The 18,680-nt window shown below is 44.0% G+C and carries 18 protein-coding genes; 14 read left to right on the top strand and 4 right to left on the bottom strand.

The window, feature by feature from the left end:
- Positions 1-2: 2 nt before the first annotated feature.
- From K1M91_RS14040 to K1M91_RS14015, 6 genes are all read left to right on the top strand, one after another.
- Complete coding sequence (locus tag K1M91_RS14040; protein WP_232802670.1) at positions 3-728, top strand: SDR family NAD(P)-dependent oxidoreductase; 726 nt, start codon at positions 3-5, stop codon at positions 726-728.
- A complete protein-coding gene (locus K1M91_RS14035; protein ID WP_232802669.1) occupies positions 728-1,984 on the top strand; it encodes an FAD-dependent oxidoreductase in 1,257 nt (418 codons plus the stop codon). Before K1M91_RS14040 ends, K1M91_RS14035 begins: the two co-directional genes overlap by 1 nt.
- Complete coding sequence (locus K1M91_RS14030) at positions 1,981-2,763, top strand: DUF1365 domain-containing protein (RefSeq protein WP_232802668.1); 783 nt, start codon at positions 1,981-1,983, stop codon at positions 2,761-2,763. Before K1M91_RS14035 ends, K1M91_RS14030 begins: the two co-directional genes overlap by 4 nt.
- Positions 2,756-4,018: a cyclopropane-fatty-acyl-phospholipid synthase family protein gene (locus tag K1M91_RS14025; protein ID WP_232802667.1), complete on the top strand. Its 1,263-nt coding sequence runs from the start codon at positions 2,756-2,758 to the stop codon at positions 4,016-4,018. Before K1M91_RS14030 ends, K1M91_RS14025 begins: the two co-directional genes overlap by 8 nt.
- Positions 4,019-4,023: 5 nt before the next feature.
- Positions 4,024-4,575, top strand: a complete 552-nt coding sequence (locus K1M91_RS14020; protein WP_232802666.1) for a DUF2878 domain-containing protein — start codon at positions 4,024-4,026, stop codon at positions 4,573-4,575.
- A 583-nt stretch (positions 4,576-5,158) separates the two neighbouring features.
- Positions 5,159-7,720, top strand: coding sequence for a P-loop NTPase fold protein (locus K1M91_RS14015; RefSeq protein ID WP_232802665.1), 2,562 nt, complete (start codon positions 5,159-5,161; stop codon positions 7,718-7,720).
- Positions 7,721-7,753: 33 nt separating this feature from the next.
- Here the strand turns inward: K1M91_RS14015 and K1M91_RS14010 are convergent, their stop codons facing one another.
- Complete coding sequence (locus tag K1M91_RS14010) at positions 7,754-8,065, bottom strand: type II toxin-antitoxin system RelE/ParE family toxin (RefSeq protein ID WP_232802664.1); 312 nt, start codon at positions 8,063-8,065, stop codon at positions 7,754-7,756.
- Positions 8,053-8,310, bottom strand: coding sequence for a type II toxin-antitoxin system Phd/YefM family antitoxin (locus K1M91_RS14005; RefSeq protein ID WP_232802663.1), 258 nt, complete (start codon positions 8,308-8,310; stop codon positions 8,053-8,055). The genes K1M91_RS14010 and K1M91_RS14005 overlap by 13 nt, the downstream gene beginning before the upstream one ends.
- Positions 8,311-8,464: 154 nt before the next feature.
- Between K1M91_RS14005 and K1M91_RS14000 the strand changes: the two genes are divergently transcribed.
- The 6 genes from K1M91_RS14000 (at position 8,465) to trpB (ending at position 12,685) form a co-directional block, all read left to right on the top strand.
- On the top strand, positions 8,465-9,265 hold the full coding sequence (locus tag K1M91_RS14000) for a hypothetical protein (RefSeq protein ID WP_232802662.1): 801 nt from the start codon (positions 8,465-8,467) through the stop codon (positions 9,263-9,265).
- 19 nt (positions 9,266-9,284) lie between these two features.
- Positions 9,285-9,701, top strand: coding sequence for an NUDIX domain-containing protein (locus tag K1M91_RS13995; RefSeq protein ID WP_232802661.1), 417 nt, complete (start codon positions 9,285-9,287; stop codon positions 9,699-9,701).
- Positions 9,701-10,105, top strand: coding sequence for a hypothetical protein (locus K1M91_RS13990; RefSeq protein WP_232802660.1), 405 nt, complete (start codon positions 9,701-9,703; stop codon positions 10,103-10,105). Before K1M91_RS13995 ends, K1M91_RS13990 begins: the two co-directional genes overlap by 1 nt.
- A 217-nt stretch (positions 10,106-10,322) precedes the next feature.
- A complete protein-coding gene (locus K1M91_RS13985; protein ID WP_232802659.1) occupies positions 10,323-10,673 on the top strand; it encodes a hypothetical protein in 351 nt (116 codons plus the stop codon).
- Between the two features lie 26 nt (positions 10,674-10,699).
- Positions 10,700-11,245 (top strand): uracil-DNA glycosylase family protein, encoded by a 546-nt coding sequence (locus tag K1M91_RS13980; protein ID WP_232802694.1) that lies wholly within the window; start codon positions 10,700-10,702, stop codon positions 11,243-11,245.
- A gap of 207 nt (positions 11,246-11,452) precedes the next feature.
- Positions 11,453-12,685 (top strand): tryptophan synthase subunit beta, encoded by a 1,233-nt coding sequence (gene trpB / locus K1M91_RS13975; RefSeq protein ID WP_232802658.1) that lies wholly within the window; start codon positions 11,453-11,455, stop codon positions 12,683-12,685.
- 192 nt (positions 12,686-12,877) lie between these two features.
- Here the strand turns inward: trpB and K1M91_RS13970 are convergent, their stop codons facing one another.
- Together K1M91_RS13970 and K1M91_RS13965 are read right to left on the bottom strand one after the other, a co-directional pair.
- Positions 12,878-13,588: a DUF445 domain-containing protein gene (locus tag K1M91_RS13970; protein ID WP_232802657.1), complete on the bottom strand. Its 711-nt coding sequence runs from the start codon at positions 13,586-13,588 to the stop codon at positions 12,878-12,880.
- 230 nt (positions 13,589-13,818) lie between these two features.
- Positions 13,819-14,217, bottom strand: coding sequence for a hypothetical protein (locus K1M91_RS13965; protein ID WP_232802656.1), 399 nt, complete (start codon positions 14,215-14,217; stop codon positions 13,819-13,821).
- Between the two features lie 419 nt (positions 14,218-14,636).
- Here K1M91_RS13965 and K1M91_RS13960 point away from each other — a divergent pair, with 419 nt between their 5' ends.
- Together K1M91_RS13960 and K1M91_RS13955 are read left to right on the top strand one after the other, a co-directional pair.
- A complete protein-coding gene (locus K1M91_RS13960) occupies positions 14,637-16,727 on the top strand; it encodes a glycosyl hydrolase family 18 protein (RefSeq protein WP_232802655.1) in 2,091 nt (696 codons plus the stop codon).
- A gap of 334 nt (positions 16,728-17,061) precedes the next feature.
- Entirely contained in the window at positions 17,062-18,555 is a 1,494-nt protein-coding gene (locus tag K1M91_RS13955; RefSeq protein ID WP_232802654.1) for a chitinase N-terminal domain-containing protein, read from the top strand.
- Positions 18,556-18,680 lie beyond the last annotated feature (125 nt).

The raw sequence follows: 18,680 nt of genomic DNA, 5'->3' as shown, positions 1-18,680 counted from the left end.
CTATGAAGCAAGTATTGATTACAGGCTGCACCTCAGGCATTGGCCAGCAGCTCGCGTTGGATTATATCAAGCAAGGTTGGCAGGTGTGGGCGTGTGGTCGCAATGAAGTGGCATTGGCCGAACTGAAACAGCAAGGTGGCGAGCGCTTGCACCCTTTATGTTTTGATTTGAACGACACAGTGGCCATGGCGCAGGCGGCGGAAAAAATCACCGCGCTAGATTTAGCCATTCTTAATGCTGGCACTTGCGAATATATTGATGACCCAAAACAATTTGATGGCGCCCTATTTGAGCGTGTGATTTATACCAATCTTATTGGTTTAGGTTATTGTTTAGAAAAGTTTTTACCTCTTCTTAACCAAGGGGGGAAGTTAGCCCTGATGGGCTCAAGTGCCAGTTATGTGGCGTTGCCAAGAGCCGAAGCTTACGGCGCAAGTAAAGCGGCGGTGAGTTATTTGGCTCGTACTCTAGCGATTGATTTAAAGGCCCAAGGAATCAAGGTTAGTTTGATTAGCCCAGGTTTTGTGAAAACGCCACTCACCGCCAAGAATGATTTTCCCATGCCAATGAGTGTTGAAGTGACCGAAGCCAGTCAGGCCATTATGCAAGGGTTAGCACGCAATCAGTTTGACGTACACTTTCCAAAAAAATTTACCTTTATATTAAAAACATTAGCCCTATTGCCTGAATTTTGTTGGCAACAACTGGCTGCAAGGATACAAAAATAATGAAAAAAGTCGCCATTGTTGGAACGGGAATTTCAGGTCTAGTGTCTGCTTATTTACTAAACCGAGAGCATGATATTCAAGTGTTTGAAGCCAATGATTATATTGGTGGTCACACCGCCACGGTGGACGTAGAAGTGGATGGCCGCAGTTGGGCCATCGATACCGGCTTTATTGTGTTTAATGATCGCACCTATCCAAACTTTGAGCGCTTGTTAGCACTGTTAGGTGTGCAAGCTAAGCCAACCGAAATGAGCTTTAGTGTAAACAATGTACAAACGGGCCTTGAATACAATGGTCATAATTTAGATACCTTATTTGCTCAGCGCAGTAATATCCTTAATCCGAAATTTTGGCGCTTTATCGCTGAAATTATGCGCTTTAATGGCAAGTGTAAGGCGCTTTGGGCGGAGCAAAGTATTGATCCTGAACTGACGTTAGGGGACTTTCTCAAGCAACAAAATTTCAGTGAGTTTTTTGCCGAGCACTACATTTTGCCGATGGGCGCAGCGATTTGGTCGTCAAGCTTGGTGGAGATGGAGCAATTCTCGTTGCTGTTCTTCATTCGTTTTTTCCACAATCACGGTTTGCTTAATGTCAACGACCGCCCGCAATGGTATGTAATAGAAGGTGGCTCGCGTAATTATATCGAGCCGCTGGTGGCAGAGTTTAAAGATAAAATTCACCTAAACACTGCAGTGAGCAAGATTGAGCGTGGTAATGAAGGTGTGGTGCTGACGTTAAATAACGGCCAGCAAGCATATTTTGATGAGGTGGTATTAGCATGTCATAGCGATCAGAGCTTGGCCATGTTGAGTGATGCCACCGAACAAGAGCAAAAAATATTAGGTGACTTAGCCTACAGCGAAAATGACGTGGTATTGCACACAGATACGCGTTTGTTACCTAAGCGAAAAAAGGCTTGGGCGGCGTGGAACTACCAGTTAAATGGTCAGCGCGACAACCCTGCCAGCGTGACGTATGACATGAACATATTACAAAACCTGCCAGCTGACGCGCCGACTTTTTGCGTTACCTTAAATCAAAATCATGCCATTGACCCCAGTAAAATATTACGCAGTTTCAAATATATGCACCCTGTATTTAATCAAGCTAGTTTGGCCGCGCAGCAAAATCGTGAACAAATTTGCGGTCGTAACCACTCTCACTTTGCTGGCGCGTATTGGTACAACGGCTTTCATGAAGACGGTGTGCGCAGTGCGTTGGATGTGTGTCAGCGCTTTGGTTTGAAATTATGAGTAGCGCCCCTGCGACGTTAAACCAAGATACCACGCTTGAGCACAGTGCTATTTATACTGGCATTGTGCGTCATCGCCGCTTTTCTCCTGTGGGTCATGAGTTTAAATATCAAGTGTTTTTCTTAGGGTTGGATTTAGACGAACTGGGCGCGGTAGAAAAGCTTGGCTCTTGGTTTAAACAAAATCGCTGGGCACCCCTTAGTTTCAATCACCAAGATTACTTACATAAAAACCAGCCTGTCAGTCGCCAAGCGGTGTGGCAAAAAGTGCAAGATTTAGGCGGAGTGGCACTGAATGGTCGGGTGCTGATGTTGGGGCAATTGCGTTGTTTCGGCATTTATTTTAGCCCAGTGAATTTTTATTACTGCTATAACGATGCCGATGAACTGATTTATTTATTGGCAGAGGTAAGCAACACACCTTGGAATGAGCGTCATTATTATCTGGTGGATATTGCAGCCAATCAACCGACTGACAAGGTGTTTCATGTGTCGCCGTTTATGGATTTGAACATGAAGTATTACTGGCGGATCAAGGCGCCGGGCAAGCAATTACGTCTGCATATGGAAAATCGCAACGAAGCCAAATTGTTTGACGCGAGTTTAATGTTGCAGCGGGTAGATCTAACTAATCAAAACTTACGTAAACAAGTAATAAAACTGCCATCTATGGCCATTAAGACCCTGGCGGGTATTTATTGGCAGGCGCTGAAACTCTATTTAAAAAAAGTGCCTTATATTCCTCATCCAGGGCCATCGACGGAGCAAAAAAATGGATAATTCAAACGTGGCCACCCTGCAACAACAGCCGGTGCATTGGTTAGACAAAATGGCGAAGAAAGCCTTATTTGCCATTTTAAGTAAGTTAAGTGAGGCGGGTTTAACGGTTGAAGACGGCTCGGATGTGATGCACTTTGGTGATGCCAACGCTGAGTTGCAAGCAAAGGTTGAAATACACAACAGCCGTGTTTGGCGTCAATTGTTATTGGGAGGCAGTATTGCTGCTGGTGAAAGATATATTCAAGGCGAGTGGACCAGCCCTGATTTAACTAAGGTCATCCAAGTGTTGGGGCGAAATTTAACGGTACTGGATAAGCTTGAAAAACGCTTTGCTTGGCTGTCGAGTTTGCGTCATTTAAAAGTGCACAAGTCGAATCGTAATTCTGAACACGGCTCGCGCAAAAATATCTTGGCCCACTATGATTTGGGCAATGATATGTACCGCACTTTTTTAGATAAAGAAATGCTGTATTCCAGTGCAATTTATCCGAGTAAAGAGGCAGACTTAGAAGCGGCGCAATTACATAAATTACACCTGATATGTGAGCGCTTGGAGTTAAAACCTGGCGAGACATTGTTAGAAATTGGCACCGGTTGGGGCGGTTTGGCTATTTATGCGGCGCAGCATTACGGCGTTAAAGTCACCACCACCACCATTTCTGATGCACAGTACGATTACGCTTGTGCACGGGTGGCGGAGCTTGGGCTACAAGATCAAATTACCTTACTCAAGCAGGACTATCGTAAGCTTGAGGGGCAATATGACAAGTTAGTGTCGATTGAAATGATCGAAGCCGTGGGCCATGAGTATTTAGAAACCTTTTTCCGCACTTGCAGTGACCGCCTTAAGCCGTCGGGCAAAATGCTCATTCAAGCCATTACCATTGCCGATCAACGTTATGATAGTTATCGCACCGGTGTCGACTTTATTCAGCGTTATATTTTCCCCGGTGGTTGCTTACCCTCCGTTAGCGTGATGAGTCAGCACATCGCCGATAAAACCGATATGGTCATGATGCAACTCCATGATATTGGGCTTGATTATGCGCGTACTTTAAAAGATTGGTTACACCGTTTTGAGCATTCATTGGCTGACATTCGCCAGCAAGGTTACGGCGAAGATTTTATTCGTTTGTGGAAGTTTTACCTTTGTTATTGCGAAGGTGGCTTTTTAGAGCGCAGCATTAGTACGGTGCATTTGGTGGCTGCTAAACCAGATTTTCGCAGTCCTGACTATGTGACTTATCACCGTTGAAATCTATGTTGAAAATTAATCTTGATCAGCCGTCTTGGGCTGCTGGATCCAGCTGGCTAGCCAAGCATTTTTTATGGCTTAATGCTTTGATGTTTCAGCTGGTTTGGTTTACTGCAATTTTATTGCAGCAAGATGCTTGGCCTTACGTCACTGTATTACTGTTGTTGCATTTTTATCTTAGCCCAACGCGACGCCAAGATTTGCCGCTATTAGTTGGGGTAAGTTTGGTGGGGATGTTGTTAGATTCGACGCTGTCTTTAACGGGGGTGTTTGTCTTTGCCGATCAGGCAGTGTTGCCCTTGTGGCTAGCTTTCATTTGGTTTCATTTTGCAGTGGCGCTTAATCATAGTTTGGCTTGGTTGCGCCGTTTGCCGTTATTGTTGGTGGCATTGATGGGCAGTATTTCCGGTCCTTTAAGTTATCTCGGTGGTTATCGTTTAGGGGCGGTAGAGTTGCCTTTGGGGGCATTTAGCTCTGCGTTAATCATTGGCGTGCTATGGGCGCTGGTCTTACCCGCTTTTGTACACTTTTCTGTGTGGTTAAAGCGTAAGAACTGATTTTCTTATTGAGCTAGTTTATTGCGCAACTGCTAACCGTTCGCTAACCCTATCACTGCGCAAAACCGCCGCTAGTACATCCTTGTAGGCTTGGCTTTTTCATCCCTGAAAAAGACATTTTGCTCCGTGATAGGGTTGGCTCAGTAGCTTTTTGTGACTCATTTTGGTGCTGATGTAGTGATGTTATTCTCACGGACTTAGTTCATGGCTTGTGCTGAACTGAGGTGTGCTGGCAATTGTAGGTGTATTTACGGTCGTGTTTTTCCCTGTGAGGAAAGCTGCTAAGGCACCGTATTTAATACAAAAAGTGCCAAGTCTTTTGTTTTTGAAGTTAGAACGACTAGAATAGCCAATGTTAATGGTTTAGCGCGATTTCATGTTCAAGTGCAATCGTTACACGTCGTGCTTTCTCCTGCCATTTTTCGCAAGACCAATATAGGTGAAATATAGTGGTGGCTACTCAGTCGAACGTACGCAATGGTTTGTTGCGCAAAGAGCGGCCTACACTGTTGTCCGCTGGGCGGCTACTTAAAAATTAAGCGTTCTAGCAGATGTGACAAACTTCAAATTTAGGTAGCTGACAATGGGTTGTGCTTTTCGGTGGTTAACTGTAATTATTTATGCAATAAGCGCATGGTTTATCGTAGATTTTCTATATTCACTTCCCATGGTGCAAAATATTTTTGGCGCTTGGGTTAGCTTTGCAAACAGTAATGATGGAGTCTTCTTTTACCTCGTACTTGGTTTGGGCGCTGCGCTGATAATTAATAAGATCTTGGTACACACTGGTGATAGCAACCCTGAACGAAAACTTACCCTGATCTATTTAATGTATCCCCCTGCTTACTTTTCTATTGTTCTCGTCGTCTGTGGTTTTATAAGTCAGAACGCGCTGTTTGTCAGTGAGCTATTCATCAGCTTTTCCAATTTAAACTTCACGTTGTTTAGTGGGGCTTTGGCTTTGTGGCACTTTAACAAAAAAGGGCCAACCAAGAATGTCACACCGTCATTAGCTAAAGCACAGCGGTACACCCCATGGCATGAGCATGAGGGTTTAATTTTGAATGCATCTGATGACAAATTTAGGCACTTTGACGTGTTAGACTCTTTACAGAAAGAGGTGGAAATCAGTCGCGAGACTAACCGTGGAATTGTTTTATATGGTGACTTTGGTTCAGGGAAATCTAGCATTATTAAAATGTTAAGTGACCGAATTCTGGATAAGACGAATAAGACTAAGTGGGTCATCTCAAAGTTTGATGCATGGGGTCGGCTGGCTAGTGAGGGGGATGCGCAAAAATTATTGCTTAACTCACTTCTTGCTGATTTGAGCAAGCAAGTGAGCGTGTCATCTTTATATTCAATGCCAGACAAGTATGTAAATGTGTTATCAGGAACGGGTAACACGGGCTCACTGTTATCTAAAGTCATTCCAGCAATAGAGATGTCGCCTTTGAGCCAACTAAAAAGGATAGATACTCTATTACAGGCTTCAAACCTGCGCTTGTTGTTGGTGATTGAAGATATCGATAGAAATGGCGTTACACCTTCCAGTTCAGCTGCGATTGCCCCTTTGCTCGATCAACTATCTTGCTGTCAAAACATTCGTTTCATATTTACGATTGGTTTTACGAACCATCTTAGCAACATCTCAAATCGCATAGCGGTTAAACGATTTGACCTTTCCTTGCCAGAAGCGAACGTCAAAGCGCTTATTGAACAGTACAGAACACGCTGGATAGAAAGTGCGCGTGCGCAGGAGATAAGCTTAATTGATGATTTGCATAGATGGGTGATTACGGATGGTTGGTTAAACATTAAGGGATTGAAAGAGGAAGGTGAGTCCGACGACCCGTATGAGATGGATTTTGGTCGCGAGTTGGAGCCGTTAACTGCGGTGATTTGGCTTTGTAAAACGCCAAGGATGTTGAAAGCTATGCTTAGGGAAGTGGATACCTATAGCGATAAATTTAAAGAGTTTATTCCTTTTGATGTGCTGTTGTGTTGGTGTGCTTTGAAAGTGTGCGATGCTCAAGCCTTTGGTTTTGTTATGCAATATCATCGTTTCATTCTAGAACATGGTCAAGTGCGTAATCTTGAATTATTAGAGCAAGCCAAGGAGGGGTTTGAAAGCCCTGAAGGGTCTTCAAGTATAATCTATTTTTTATTTCCAAAAGCTTTTAGGGATGTCAGTTCTAACCAGACCCGTGACGGGCACACGTTTTACTTGCCCCTTTTTAGTTTTATGGATGGTGGTTCCGAATACCTTAAGCTGTTGACGGGAATGATAGATGTATCCGACCTTACTTTGCCTTTAAGTGATACGATTAAGTTTTTAAGTAAAAATAAGCAATTACCAAGAAACAAGCGTTTAAAAATTTGCAAGACATTATCGCGAAATTTGAGTTGTGGAGGTTTGAGTTGTGTAGATTTGCTAAGGCGTTTCATGGCGCAGATTAACCCCCATAGCGATAATGAAGGATTTAAAGGCCTTTTGGATGTTGCAAAGGAAATGTTCGATAACCTTGATTCAGAGAGGTTACTGCGGGGAGATGTGCAGGGCTTGTTTAAAGTTTGTGCTTATCAAATTGGCTATAAAATGAACCATGTCAATATTAAGTCACTGATGCAGCTGTCAGATCTGGTACTCCCACAGAATCTATCTGCGGGAGTATATTTGCTTGATACTTTCTCTGAGGTGAACGTCGATGAGGTCGAAAAGGCAAAAACAGCAGCCCTTCAAAAAGCGATGCTTGATGCTCCGAATTTCTTGCTCCATGACAATCCAACTCAGTTTAGAACTCTTATTGCCCTTTGTGACTTCGATATGTCGGGAAAAGCTTGGTTGAAAGAGTGTGTAGCTTTTGCAAAAAGCATATCTAATACATACCCAAATCAATCGGTTGCAATAATAGCCGCCATCTTGACTGAAGATAGCTGCAGAGACATTTCATTTCAGAATAGCAGGTGTAACTTGATTGATAATGACTTGTTATTAGATATCAATCAGTTGATTTCAATTGATGTTGATGACGATGAGTTTGATGCTGATATTTTGAATATGGTGCGATATGTAAAAAGTCATGCGAATGATCGGCTTAATACACAGACCATGGAAGAAAGTTTAGCAACCCCTTTAAGTTGAGTGGTTGCCCAGTTATTTATCTTTATTTTTGCATCAACTTTGAGGCGTCGCTCGAAGCAAGAATTTCAGTAAGTCACGCTCTTGCCGCATCACGTGCAAAATATAAACTTTTTCGCGGTCTATTTTGTAAAACACGCGGCACGGATTAACCACCACTTCGCGATAACTCAAATTGCTTAACTCAAGCGGTGTTTTTCCTGATTCAGGAAACATTTCGAGGTGTTCGACATGGGCAAAAATTTTTTCGACCAAATTTTTAGCGGCGGGTAAGTTGCTCAAAGCAACATAGTCAGCGATATCGTTTAGGTCTTTGAGGGCGGGATTGGTCCAAATTACTTCAGCCATTTATTCATTTTCGCTTTGGCTTCATCATTGGACACGGTTTCGCCACGGCTTATTGCCAGCTCACCTTTAGCTAGCGCTTCAAGAATTTGCATGCGTTTTTGCATAAAGTCGAAGTGTTCAACGTCAACAAGGTAAGCTGAAGGTTGTCCGTGCTCGGTAATTAATACCGGCTCTTTAGAAGAATGAAGCTCTGATAATATCTTCGTTGCTTGGCGTTTTAATGTTGTTACTAGTTCTACTTTCATCATCATCCCCCTCTGATAAGTATCACTATAGTAGCACTCTTTCTGATGGGTGGGGAAATACCGCCTACCACTTCTTGGAACCAAAAATGGTACTCGACCTTGTGAAAATTGCCGATAGAATGGCTGTTACTTATTTATTCATAATTTTAACGGCATGAAATATTTTAAATTTTGGGTCAAAGAACCGTTCGATATAAGGGTTGGCAACCAAGTCGAAACCATTCAATTACTGGTTGGCTCAAATGTTTCAAAAGTGGTGGCTGCCGAGGAAGGCGCGCTACGAGCTAAGGTGATTGAACAGCGCATTGCCGAGCAGCAGCCGAAGCCATTAAATGAATATGATGCTGCGATTAAAGAGCATGTGGCGCAGATTATTGATGATAAGAATATAGTGACGGTATGTCGCTATGGCGCAAAAATTTGGAACACCACGCAATACACCATTTTGGATTTGGATCATTACCGTAAAGGTTGGCTCGATATTTTCAAGCCCTTGCGTAAGTTAAGCCTAAAAGAACGCATTGTGTTTAAGTTTGAAGAAAACCTAACGCGTTATCCGCAGCTTGGCGGCGACTTTCGGATTTATGAAACCGCAAAAGGTATTCGCGTCATCTGTCGAACGTATTTAGACCCCGCCGAACGTGCTCATACTAACTTGTTGCATAAGCTGCATGTGGATTGGCTGTATGTGCAGCTATCCAATAAGCAAAAGTGTTATCGAGCGCGCTTAACGCCTAAGCCTTATCGGATGCGAATTAAGACTATTAAACTCAAAACGCCGCTCGATTGTGAAACCCAAGTTTATGAAGATTGGGCGAAAGATTACGAGTATGCGGCACAGCAGTTTTCCGTGGTGAGATTAGTTAAGACGATTGGTCGCGATTTTTCCCGTGAGCCAGCGATTGAATATCATGATCAAATGGCGAATTTAACTCGCGGCTGCAAGCTGGCTTAATCGAACGGAGTGAAAAAACATGAAAACCCATCCATGTGCGTCTTTTTTGTTAATCAAAGATGGCCAAGTGTTACTGGAAAAACGCTCTGAGCACAAGGCTTGCGATCCAAGTTTAGTCGCGATCCCCGGCGGCCATTTAGAGGCTGGCGAGTCACCTGAGCAAGGGTTATTGCGAGAAATAAAAGAAGAGCTAGGTGTGCAGGCGCAGCAGTTTGTGCATATTTGCTCGCTATACCATCCCAGCACTGAACTTCAACTCATTCATTATTATGCCGTGTTATCTTGGTTGGGTGACATTGCCGCATTTGAAGCGGATGCGGTGTATTGGCGATCGTTTGCCGATGCCAAATATGAGTTGGATACTGATGCGGATAAGCTCGCCCTCGCTGAATATCTCCGATTAACGGGCTGTGGTTACACAGCAGTTCAATGGTAATGCGCTTAGTTCGTGCGTTCGGTATTTTTGCCGTTGGACTATGTTGCGGAGCGCTTGGATTGTTTATCTATTGGCTGGGTGAGCAAGCTGTTAGCGCCGAGAGTGACGCCGTATTGAACGCTATTATGCCTTTCACCCAACAGCGAATTCAGCCTGAAAATCAGCATTGTGAAGGTCGTGATCTCGATACAGTTGGCAAGGTGTTTGTTAGTCTGATCTCTGCTAGCCAGAGGGAGGGCGCAAATAGCTTGTCAGTTGGCTGTTTCGGTGGCTTATGTAATATATCGTTAAGTGATTGTAAGCCATGGCAAACAGCTGAGTGTAATCAGCGCTTTTTGCAATTTAAACAAAGAGACATGGGGGCGGTTGACCCGCATTCATTTAGCTGTATGGACCTACCATAATCATGTCACTCAGCAATAATGAGAGGCATTCACAAGATCATTGCTTTTAAGCTGAACCTACCATATTCGCGAGGGGTACAGGGGCTGCTGGATGTGAGCTAAAAAAGCGCGTGTAGGGAGTCTTCATTGTGTAAACAAGCAGGGTCCACTGTTTCTGATGAGATGATTATGAGCCATAATACCAGCCTCATTCTTTAATATTTACTAAGGTGTGGTGATGCCTGTAAACAAAAAATTGTCGAAACGAGCGCTGGCGTTTTTCCTTATGTTCGTTGCGATTGTGGTTTATGCGGTTAATTTACAGTTGGCGAAAACCACTTTTTATATCAAAAATAGCAGCAGTGAAGCCATTAATGTTACCGCGAGTTGGGATGGTCAGATTAAAAGCTTGGGGTCGCTAACGCCGCGTCAAGAAGTGCCATTTGAGGTTAAGGAGCAAGGGGCGATAAAATTTAAAGCGAATTATGCCAGTGGTAAAATCAGCACCGCTATCGTGCCTTCTTATACCTTGGGATCGGATATCACCGTCGTGATTAGTGACGCTAATATTACGGTGCGTGGCCAATAGTGTCATTTTCAACCTTATTAAAGGATGTGCGTAGTTGCCGCCATTGCCAAGTGCATTTGCCTTATGAGCCGCGTCCTGTGGTGCAAATCCATCCTGATGCCAAAATTTTAATTGCTGGCCAAGCTCCGGGACGTAAGGTGCATGAATCAGGCATTCCGTTTAATGATGCGAGTGGTGAGCGATTGCGAGAATGGTTAGGTATAGATCGTGAAAAATTCTATAATCCTAAGTTAGTTGCAATTTTACCTATGGGTTTTTGCTTTCCTGGCACGGGTAAGGGGGGCGATCTGCCACCAAGACCGGAATGTGCAGCCTTGTGGCGGGAGAGGTTGCTTGCGCAACTGCAACAGATTGAGTTAACGCTTGTTATTGGTAAGTATGCTCAGGATTATCACTTAGGAGGCGCCCGATTATCGGTGACCGATCAGGTGCGCGCGTGGCAGCAATGTTGGCCCAGTATTGTCCCCTTACCTCATCCTAGCCCAAGAAACAATATTTGGTTAAGGCGTAACTCTTGGTTTGAGTCTGAGTTAGTGCCTGAGTTACGCAAACGGGTTTCAGAGCTTATTTAATCCATCTATGTCATCAACCTGGAGATGCTTGAAACATGTTTCTCAAGTTGATTGGTTATATGAGGCCCCATAAGCGAGGCTTGTTTTATCGCTAACTCCATCATTTCGCCCCATGAAAGTATGCCCGAGCTAACAGATCTTCACTGTAGCCATACATTTATTGTGGTTTTGTCGTTATAAAAAGATACCTCTCTTGAAAATAAGGACATGACGAAAATGGAAAATACCTTTCAACATCCAGAGCCTAACGCGCAGGGCTATTTTGGTGAATTTGGCGGTAGTTTTATTCCCGAAGAGCTACAAAAAATCATGGACCAAATCAGTGCCGCTTATGATCAATGTAAAAATGATCCTGAATATCGCGCCGAGCTTGCCCGGCTATATAAACATTTTGTAGGCCGACCTAGTCCTATTTTTCATGCACAAAATTTATCAGAAAAATACGGCACCGATATTTATTTAAAGCGTGAGGACCTTAACCACACTGGCGCCCATAAAATTAACCATTGTTTAGGTGAAGCGCTGCTGGCGAAAAAAATGGGCAAAAAGAAGCTGATTGCGGAGACGGGGGCTGGTCAACATGGCGTGGCCCTAGCAACGGCGGCGGCGTTAGTTGGGCTTGAGTGTGATATATACATGGGTGAAGTAGATATTAAAAAAGAGCACCCAAACGTAGTGCGCATGCGCATTCTCGGGGCACGGGTGATCCCTGCGACTCATGGCAGAAAAACCTTAAAAGAAGCGGTTGATGCGGCGTTTGAAGCTTATATGAAAGACCCGATCACACAAATTTATGCCATTGGCTCAGTCGTGGGTCCGCACCCATTCCCTGCGATGGTGCGTGACTTCCAATCAATTATTGGTAATGAAGCGCGTGAGCAATTTCAACAAATGACAGGTAAATTGCCTGACAATTTAGTCGCGTGTGTCGGCGGTGGCTCTAATGCGATGGGCTTGTTTAGTGCATTTTTAGAAGATAAAGACGTTACTTTATATGGTGTTGAGCCATCGGGTCGTAGCTTAGACCCAGGTGAACATGCGGCTACTTTAACCTTGGGTGAGCCGGGCATTATGCATGGCTTTAAGTCTTACATGCTTAAAGACAGTGAAGGCGAACCGCAACAGGTTTACTCGGTTGCAAGTGGCTTAGACTACCCGTCGGTTGGGCCACAACATGCATTCTTAAAAGAGTCTGGTCGTGCAAATTATGCACATATCAATGATAAAGAGGCCATTGATGCTTTTTTTGAATTGTCACGTATGGAAGGCATTATTCCTGCTATTGAATCGTCTCATGCCATTGCGCACGCCATTAAGCTGGCACAGCAAGGAGAGAAAGGCTCGATTTTGGTGAACCTATCGGGTCGTGGTGATAAAGACATTGATTTTGTCGTGGAACAATACGGGTCTCAATATGGTATTGATTCGTTGCTGAGCTAGCAAGATAAGACACTGGGCGGAAAAACGCCCACTATTGGGTGGGTAATAGAAGCTTCAAGTAAGCTGAAGTTAAGATGATCAATAAGGTGCACGCAATAGTTGCACCTTATGTCGATGATATTTAACCTCAGTTTTGCTTAGGGCAACGACAAGCGGATAGAATATATTTTTCTTATCCAGAACTCGGGTTATTTAGTTTAAGCTGATCAGTGCTGAAATGACACCTATCACCCCGCCGAAGACACCGCCCCATACGACTAACCAGCCCAAATGTTCACGGATCATCTTCTGAATAATCTCTTTGACTAATCGCGGCGTGAGCTCGCTCAAACGTTGGTCAATAATGCTGTCGACATTGGCGCGAATATCATTGAGCATGTCGGGCTGTTCAAGTTGGGATTTTAAGTTTTGCTTAAACTCGTCTTGTTGGCTAATGTCCAACATTGACTGTTTCATCTTTTCAATAAATGGTTGTTTAAGTGGCTCTAGTGCTTCTTGGCCGCCCATCATGGCTAACATCGCACCAAATTGTGAGTTCAAAATCACTTCAACTAAGCCATTAAAACTCGGCTCTAAGTCGATTTCATCAATCACGGGCTTTAAGTCTATTGAGGCCGCACTGTTCATTTCTTGGCTGAGAAATCGGTCGATATTTTCTGTCGTAAAAAACTGCTCCATCATTAGGCTTTTAATGCCTAATTTAAAATCTTCAAAGCGCGCGGGGATCACGCCTGAGCCATATAAGCCTGGTACTTTCTCAAAGAGCATGTGAATGGCAAGCCAGTTGGTAATGGCGCCAGAGAAAGCAAATAAGCCAGCAAATAATAGTACGGGTTGGTCTAGCCAATAGCCTGCAGCAAGGGCTACTAAAGCTAATAGGTTGGTCACTAAACTCTTGTTCATTGCTAAATGCCTCCAAAAAACGCGATTCTAGCAACCGCTTAGAATTTCTGAAAGTGGCTTATGGTGTTTATGGACATATAGGTGATATGAAGGGAACGGATATGGCGGCAAGTGTTGCTAATTTTGTGGCCCCTATGAGTGATAGAGAGCATGCTGCGGTAAAAGTGGGCTAACTCTACGCTAGCCCCACCGATTTGATATAGAAAACATCGGTTTAAATTTAAACGTATTTATTTTTCAAAGTAGTAGGTATTGGATACTAGTTCGTGGCTAGGTAAGGCGCTAGTCATTACTAGTTTTAAGCAGCCATCGGGTTTGATCTCTAAGGTTTTACTAAAAAATACGTCTGAGTCTTTTAGGATAATTGCCTCTAATAAATGAGGTTTTTTTAGCTCCAAACAATCCTCGTCACCTGACCCTTTACCAGTATAAGGGCGGAATTTACCATCGGGTATCTGTTCATAATGGTGCTTTTTTTCTACGTCACGTTCATTTTTGCTAAAAAATGAAATAACCAAGGTATCGTCTTCTTCACTTATTAAACAGTGCCCACTAACTGGGGGGCTGCCAAACTCAATGTCGGCTCGTTCGGGTAGTAACTGCCAGTCACCCAAAAATTGTTCAATCATGTTTTAAATCCCGGTAAAAAATGAAAATAGGCAAAAATATATGGCCTAGATCTTATCCAAATGTGCTGATCTAGGGGTCTCGTTATCTGTAAGCAAAATTAGTACATTTCCGTTCTTTTTAGCAATAAATATTTACGTCGATAAAGCGGTTTTTCATCGTAATTCTGCTCTTTGTATCTCGTGGAAATATATTTTTGAGGTTATCGCTCGAAATCACATCACTGGTTAAGTTTTGTGGCAATTATTTTTGACTAATGCCGACTCACTAGGACTTTGTGAGCTTTGCTGTCCTTTTGTTGTTCGGTTCAGGGTATATTGTCGAGTCTGACATTGGGTTGGCTAGGTTGCTTGGCTCGGTATGCAGTGGGTAAAGGGTTTACCCAGTTATCATGTTTTTATTGCAGCAAAGGATTGCAGCTATGAAATTGTTTTTTACCAGCTTAGTTTGGCTGTGTTTATGTGGATCATATTCGGCTTTCGCTGAGCCGATCCGAGCCGGTTATTTTCCATTTTGGGCTACTTATAGCCAGTCTTATCACGTTGCTGATATTCCTGTCGAACGCTTAACTCATGTGATTTATGCATACGCCAATATCACTGAGCAAGGTGAGGTAGCATTAGGGGATAAATACGCTGATGTTGATCGTATTTATGAAAACGATTCCCCGTTAGGTGGCAAGCGCGGCAGTTATAACCAGTTGCGGCAAATGCAACAAGCTTATCCTCATATCAAAACCTTCATCGCCATTGGTGGGTGGAGTTATTCCAAGTATTTTGCCAATGCTGCGCGTGATCCTGACACCTTTGCTCGCAGTGCTGCAAATTTTGTGCGCGAACATGGCTTTAATGGCATTGAGCTAGACTGGCGCACGCCGGTGATGGCGTATCGTGGTCAGCCAGCCTATTGGGAGCAGCGCGAACAATACTTTACGTTAATTAAGGCCACGCGTGCTGCGCTACAGCGGTTAACAAGAGAAACGGGTCAAGAATATGGCTTGAGTGTGACCTTGAGTGCCGATGATCAAATGATGGAGCATTGGCCGCTGCCGGAAATGCAACAGTATGTCGACTTTATTAGCTTATTAAGTATTGATTTTCATGGCAGCTGGAATGACAAAACCGGTCATTATGTGCCATTAAATGCGCCAGCTGGAGAGGTAAGTGTAGCCGCTGCGATTACTCGTTTTAATGCATTAGGTGGGCAAAGTGACAAATTAGTTCTAATGCTTGCAAGTCAAGGTACTAGTTGGCAAGGAGTGGCTATACCGGGAGTCGGTCAGTCAACCAAAGGCGTACCATTAGGTACTTGGGATAATGAACAGACTGGTGCTAGTGGTGTCTTTGCGCAGCAAGATATTCAGCGTTTTGCTAAAGATCCTTCATGGCAGCAAGGTTTTGATGAACAAGCAAAGACGGCTTGGTTGTATCACCCAGAACAACAGATTTGGCTATCTTATGATAGCCCGAAAGGAATTGATGCCAAGTTGAATTTTGCTCAGCAACAAAGGCTGGCAGGCACTGCGTTATGGACCTTGTCCGGTGATGCCTCTGGTTCGGATAGCGTGTTGCGGCAGATCCATCAGTTTGATGCACCTTGGCAAAGCCTTTGGATTGACAGCCGACAATGGCTAATAGCTGGCTTCATTGCTCTGGCCATATTGCTTTCTCTACTAATGGCTTATCGTAAATTTAAGCCAGCTAAACAAGAAGTACCGATTAGCTTGCCTGATTTAGTGTCTTTACTCGAACAGGGAGCGCACAGCTATCAAGATGTCCCTGAGCCTATGCAACAAATGGTGCAAAAGCTGCAGTCGTGGCAGCAACAAGCGTTAGCTATTGCGCCTAGTGCTGAGCCTGCTCGAGATATTTTACCTGTGTGGCAGCAGAGCCGCAGTGTTGAGGCTTTGCATCAAGAGTTGGTCAGTTGGTTTTCCCGTCAACCGGGGGTGAAGTCGGCCAGTGTATATCAGGGCGAACGGCAACTTGCGGCCAGCGATGATCCGCAGCATGGTGAAGATAGCCAGTCTATTCAGTTGCTACTCGATGATTTGGACGCCTGTGTGCTGCAGCTGCAAGTGAGTCCTGAACACAATCACGAAGGGCATTATCGCCAATTAACAGATCAATTAGGTCAATGTCGACAGTATTTAATGCAGCTATGTCGCCAGCCACAATTGTTAGGTGAGTTACACGCAATTGCGCAAAGCAAAGACAAATTAAGGTATATCAAGGCCGAGCGTGGCTACAGTGGTTTGTATTTGGATGGCCAAGCCGAGCCGAGTTATATTTTATTAAGATTGACAGGTATTAAATTATATTTTGACAATCAAACTCTGCTACAAGTACATCGTTCTTGGCTGGTTAATCCTAATCGAGTTGTCTGCTTAGAAAAACTGCAAAAAGGTAAGTGGCAATTACGTTTAGACTGCGGTGAGGTGGTGCCCGTTTCTAAAAGCTATTTGCAATGGATCCAAGAGCTATTTCCTCATTGGTGGAATAAAAGTGCGTAATTTGGTGATGTTTACAGACTAACTTGATTGATATTAAGTTGTTGTTATTATTGTTTAAATTTTGTTTTTTGAGTGTTTTTGGTGAATGTTTTAATTATATTTGGCAGATAAAGCTGCTCTAGTAAATAGTACGCAGGGATGTTTTAAACCGATAACCTAGCAACTGCGTATTTGGTGTAATAAAAGCTATGTTCGATTGCATGTAAGCGTTTGATTGTTAACTTTTTTGTTGTTTCTTCTTGGTCATTGGTGAAGCTCGGAAGGTGAAGGCCTAGTTTGGTGGGATTTTTACGGCATGATGAAAGGGCTTTAACGCCATTCACACGGAGGAACTATGGCTAAATTAACTTATCTTGCAGGACTAATGACGATTTTATGTGGCACAGCAGTGGCTGCGCCAAGCCCAGCACAACTCGATGTATTACCTACTAAAACCAGCGTGTATGAGACACATACCGTGAGTTGGAATATGTGGTGGGGCGAAAATGCTCAGCAATGGCGCTTGCTTAACAATGGCGAGGAAATTTGCTCGGGTGAACTGGTTGCGAAGGGCAGCAGTAAGCAGTCTGCGTCATGCCAAACGCAATTTTTACCGGGTGAAAACCTACTAAAAGTGTCCCTATGCAATGTTAATGGCTGCAGCGACAGCGCAACTCATCAAGTGATTGCTGAAGAGCCCGAGCTGCTTGCTTGGCAAGCGGAAACCCCTTATCCGGCAGGTAGCTTTATTTTAGTTGGTAAAAAGATTTACCAAGCACAGTGGTGGACTAAAAATGAGCAACCACCAGCGAAAGTGTGGGCGTTTATAACCGAGCAAGGGGCCGCGTTATCGGCGCAGGTGGCCACTTGGAAAGACAATGCTCAAGCTGCTTATACCATTCAACACGATGATCTTTGTGGCTATATTACGGATGGCATTATTCATAACGGTGTTCCTGAGCTAGAAGCGCGTGGCTTGCAGGGCTCTGTAGGTGTCATCGCGGGAAATTGCGCCGACTATCATTGGCAAGCTGTAGAGAAGTTTGCCGCAGCCGGCCATGAAATATTTAACCATTCTTGGATGCATGTGAGCCCTGTAGGTGACACTTGGTCTGATGAAGTTGAGATCAGCCAAGCTCAGAAAAAAATTGAGCAATACGCACCCGCTGCTGTCGAGTTTTATGCTTTCCCTGAAGATCAAGCGACGCCAGCTTCTATTGCCGCATTAAAAGCGGAGCCAAACTTAATCGGTATGCGTTCGGTAAACTATTGGCAAGCTCGTGGCGTGAATGATGCGAACACCTTTGACCCATACTTTATTAAAAACGATCTCTTCACTAATTCTGGCATTTGGTCGGTGTATGAGGGCAGTGATGACATTTTACGTGCTTATGTAGATGACGCGATTGCCAAAGGGGGTTGGGCACTGCGCACGTTTCACGGCGTAGAAGATACGTCATGGGAAATGGTGCCGCTAGCCCGTTATCAAGGTCACTTAGATTACGTTAAATCTTTGGTGGATGACGGTAAGCTTTGGGTAGCTGGCGCCAGTGATATTATTCGTTATGGTATGTCGCGCCGCAGCTGTACCACTCAAGCAGACACTCAGTATAATGGTAACCTAGTGGTTAGTTTTGATTTGTCTGATGCACAATGTCAAAAGTATCTTGCTGATGAGACTGAGCTGACTTTAGTGATTAATACTGACCAAGATGTGCTTGGGGTGTCCGCTAGCTACCTTGTTGCGCCAGCAGATGAAGCGCAGCCTAGCGTGACAGCTGTGTCTGCAACTCAATACTTGGTCAATGTTAAACCGCATCTTGGACAAGTGATTTTAGTGGCAAAGTAGCTTGCAGATCAGGGTTAAGAGCTGAACAACATTTGCTAAGATTGTCTCAGCGATTGATGGTTGGGATTGTTGGGCAAGAAAGTAGCATTTAGACTTTGAATAGAATTCAGCCACTACAATGACAC

The sequence above is a fragment of the Motilimonas sp. E26 genome (genome assembly GCF_021278025.1).
In the GTDB taxonomy this organism is placed as follows: Bacteria; Pseudomonadota; Gammaproteobacteria; order Enterobacterales; family CBDFNC01; genus Motilimonas.
Note: the sequence above shows the minus strand (reverse complement) of the source record. Positions and strands in the feature narration are given on the sequence as shown.